Source organism: Thiocapsa roseopersicina (genome assembly GCF_900106925.1).
GTDB lineage: Bacteria > Pseudomonadota > Gammaproteobacteria > Chromatiales > Chromatiaceae > Thiocapsa > Thiocapsa roseopersicina.
On record NZ_FNNZ01000066.1, the window covers coordinates 1 to 3,515 of the forward strand.

Below are 3,515 nucleotides of genomic sequence, written 5' to 3' on the forward strand. Positions count from 1 at the left end.
AGCGCCGACGAGGACGGCGACGGACTCTCGCGCAAGGGCCGGCTCTCGGCCTATCTGCTCGCCCAACGCCTGCTCGAACGGCGTCGCGATGCCCTCCTGATCTTCGACGAGGTCGAGGACGTCTTCGAGACCGACGACGACCTCTTCGCCCTGCTGCGCGGTCGGGCCGGTTCGGGACATCAGAAGGGCTGGATGAACCGCACCCTGGAGGACAACCCGGTCCCGGCGATCTGGATCACCAACCGCACCGACGGCATGGATCCGGCCTTCCTGCGCCGCTTCCTGCTGCCGCTCGCCTGCACCACCCCGCCGCGCTCGGTGCGCCGACGCATCGCCGAGTCACATCTCGGCGACTGCGGTCTGCCCCCGGCCCTGCTCGACGCGCTGGCGGACGATGCCGCCTTGGCCCCGGCACAGTTGGGCGCCGCGCGCCGCCTCATCGCGCTGCGCCCGGAGACCGCCCCCGAGCCGACCGTGCGCCACGGCCTCGCCGCGATGCGCAGCCTCCTGCACGGCGCCCCGACCCCGCCGCGGCGCCGCGCCGGCATCGCCTTCGACGTCGCCTTCCTCAACCTCGCCGGCGGCATCGCCCCGAGCGCGATCGTCCAGGCACTCGATCGCACCGGCCACGCCAGCCTCTGCTTCTACGGCCCGCCCGGCACCGGCAAGACCGCCTTCGCCGAGATCCTCGCCGAGGCGCTCGATCGCGAGTTGATCGCCCGCCGCGCCTCCGATCTCATCTCCCCCTACGTCGGCGAGACCGAGCAGAACCTCGCCCGGCTCTTTCGCGACAGCGACCCCGCCCACAGCCTGCTGTTGCTCGACGAGGTCGACAGCTTCCTCGGCGACCGACGCGAGGCCCGCCACAGCTGGGAGCGTACCCAGGTCAACGAGCTGCTCCAGCAGATGGAGCAATACCCCGGCATCTTCGTCGCCGCGACCAACCTCATGGCCGGGATCGATCCCGCGGCGCTGCGGCGGTTCGACTTCAAGCTGCATTTTCGGGCGCTGGCACCGGCACAACGGCTTGCGCTGTTCGCGCGCGAGGCGTTAGGGGATGCCGCCGTCCCGGTTCCGGCCGACCTCGCGCGACACCTTGCGGCATTGGAAACGCTCACGCCCGGCGACTTCGCGACCGTGGCGCGGCAGCGCACACTCCTCGGCGAGACGCTCGCGCCGGAGCAGTTTCTGCGGCGGTTGGCTGGGGAGTGTTGGATCAAGGGGGAGGCTCGGCAAAGTGTGGTCTGACATTCGCAGGGGGTGGAGACCCATCGTCGAGATCAAGCGGGATCATGTCGGCGTGGAGCAGATCTCCGCGGCCGAATCACGGCCCCGACAGGTTTTGGGATGGACGCGGCAAGGACCTCGCCCATTAGACTGGCCGCCCAAACCTCGAGGGACTCGTGACACCCGCTCCGCGGTGTCACGGATGCTCCTGGCGCTCTGCGCCACGTGCTACAACGGTCGGAGTCATGAATGATGTCTCGGCAAGCAAATCACCCACCCGAGAATGACGGCGATAAGACAACATGCACTCGGAACCGGTCATCGACGATCAATCGACAAGAGCGCCTTGCGATGAACGAAAACAAACTTTTGGAACGCATCACGGCCAATCCAGCAATCTTCCGCGGTAAGTCGATCATCCGCGGGCGTCGACTGGCAGTAGAGCATGTCCTGGGAATGCTTGCGGCCGGTGACGATTTCGAGACCCTTCTCGAGGGTTATCCCTGGTTGGAGCAGGAGGACATCCTCGCCTGTTTGGCTTATGCACATCGGTTGGTTGAGCATGAACGGATTGAGCCACTGATCGTCAACGAAAAGAATTGTATACTGCAATCGCGTACTGCGCGATTGCAGGACCGGCTCGCGATGCCGTGACTCTAAAGAACGGGGCATTGCGGGCCGCACTTTCCCATTTACGAAAATGGCAGAAAATCTATGGATCCAAACCTGAGGGCGCTCTCGCAAGTGCCTAGAAAAATATGGGATTCAGGTCCCGCATCCTGGTATTTCGATCTCTTGACCGATCGAGTCACCAGCGCAATACCAAGCCTCGCGGCAATGCCCGTGCATCCCTGGGCGGAACTCAGGCAGGACGTCATACCCTTTTACGGCGATATCGAGTCTCCCAGGCACGCCTTCAGCGTGGAGCCTCTTGATTGGGGAGGACGCTTACTGGAACGACAGGTTACGGAGACTCTGTGCCACTATCTCGATCCCAAAACGGGCTCGCATGCGGCCGCCCGATGCGCGGTCTTCTTGCAGACGCTCTTCGACTTGAGTGGTGCCCCACCGATCGATACTACCAAAGCGGATCGCACCGGGTTACGAATCTTTGCGGAATTTCATATCGATGGGCGAAAGAAATCGCGGCGCATCGACTTACTGATCGAGATGGTTCAGAACGGAGATATACACGCAGCGGTCTTGGAATTCAAATTCGAGCATCACGCAACCAAGGGGCAACTCGACGACATCGAAAAGTGGACAAATAAGAACTACAATGACATTTCGTTATTCTTCATCGTTCCAGACATCAGTGCGCACAAAAATATTCAGGACCAGTATCGCAACTGGAAGGTGCTGTCTTGGCACACGCTGCTGCGCCGCCTGGAATTGAACATGCAGGCTGCTTCTGCCAAGATCGATGACGAGCAATACCGATCTTTCCGCCGAACTATGTTTCGACGCGCAACAGGAGGCTAGACATGATTATTGTTATTCCAGAAAGTGTGAAAAGCTATTGTGCTTCTCGCGGGGTTCGCACTGCGATCAATGCCCTAGCCGAACAGAGCACAAGCTACCTGCCGGATCATCTGGAGTGGGATGAGCTTCCCAGTTACTACCAGAGCGTACTAGCCGCAGCGACAGTCAAGACCGACTTTGCCCTTCTCTCGCTCAATATCTGGGATGCCGTGTTGAAACCGGCACTGGAAGCCTGCGGCGTGACCGATCATTGGACAATTGACGACATGCAGCAGGAAGACACTCCGCCCTCTTTAGAAATCTTGTGGGAACATGGTCTCTACCGTACGCATTATCATCCCGACGATGAAGAAGCCCGGCTCGATACCTGCCTCGAAATCGACGTAGCCCAGAATCAATTCGTGATTTACATCAGCCTGGCAAAATGGGATGCAGAGGGAAATCCGCAGGAACTCGTCCTGTCGGCTGAATGGGAGCAGTCGGCGTCGGAATTTGACGGCTGGTACAACACCATTAAGGACGCCTTTCCAGCCATCGACCCCAGAACGAGCACCGAAATCGATTGCACCCCAATGCGGAAAGCTGCTGAAGAAGCTTTGCGTCAGATGATGTCCACCTGAGCGCTTCCCCTTGCCAGTCTCGGGCGAGCCCCTTTGGGCGCCCGAGTAGGACCGCGATGAGGAAATGAGCCATGCTCGAATGGCACTAAAACCATCCCATTACACACATCTCATGAATCATGAGCCTGTCGAGCATATCTGAGCCCCGCGGCGAAGTCCGTGACGCGTTGCAGGCCGAGCCAAATC

The 3,515-nt window shown here is 60.6% G+C and carries 4 protein-coding genes; all 4 read left to right on the forward strand.

All coding sequences use genetic code 11. The features are described 5' to 3' along the window. The coding region (locus tag BLV04_RS24080; RefSeq protein ID WP_139192042.1) for an ATP-binding protein at nt 1-1,248 on the forward strand (1,248 nt) is incomplete at its 5' end. Nucleotides 1,249-1,578: 330 nt separating this feature from the next. After that, entirely contained in the window at nt 1,579-1,881 is a 303-nt protein-coding gene (locus BLV04_RS24085) for a DUF433 domain-containing protein (protein WP_093038665.1), read from the forward strand. A gap of 60 nt (nt 1,882-1,941) precedes the next feature. Continuing rightward, on the forward strand, nt 1,942-2,709 hold the full coding sequence (locus BLV04_RS24090) for a PD-(D/E)XK nuclease family protein (protein WP_139192043.1): 768 nt from the start codon (nt 1,942-1,944) through the stop codon (nt 2,707-2,709). 2 nt (nt 2,710-2,711) lie between these two features. Next, on the forward strand, nt 2,712-3,329 hold the full coding sequence (locus tag BLV04_RS24095; RefSeq protein ID WP_093038669.1) for a hypothetical protein: 618 nt from the start codon (nt 2,712-2,714) through the stop codon (nt 3,327-3,329). Nucleotides 3,330-3,515 lie beyond the last annotated feature (186 nt).

Bases quoted from the DNA above. Each gene is read 5' to 3' on its own strand.
- BLV04_RS24085 (WP_093038665.1), top strand. From the start codon at position 1,579: ATGAACGAAAACAAACTTTTGGAACGCATCACGGCCAATCCAGCAATC.
- BLV04_RS24090 (WP_139192043.1), top strand. From the start codon at position 1,942: ATGGATCCAAACCTGAGGGCGCTCTCGCAAGTGCCTAGAAAAATATGG.
- BLV04_RS24095 (WP_093038669.1), top strand. From the start codon at position 2,712: ATGATTATTGTTATTCCAGAAAGTGTGAAAAGCTATTGTGCTTCTCGC.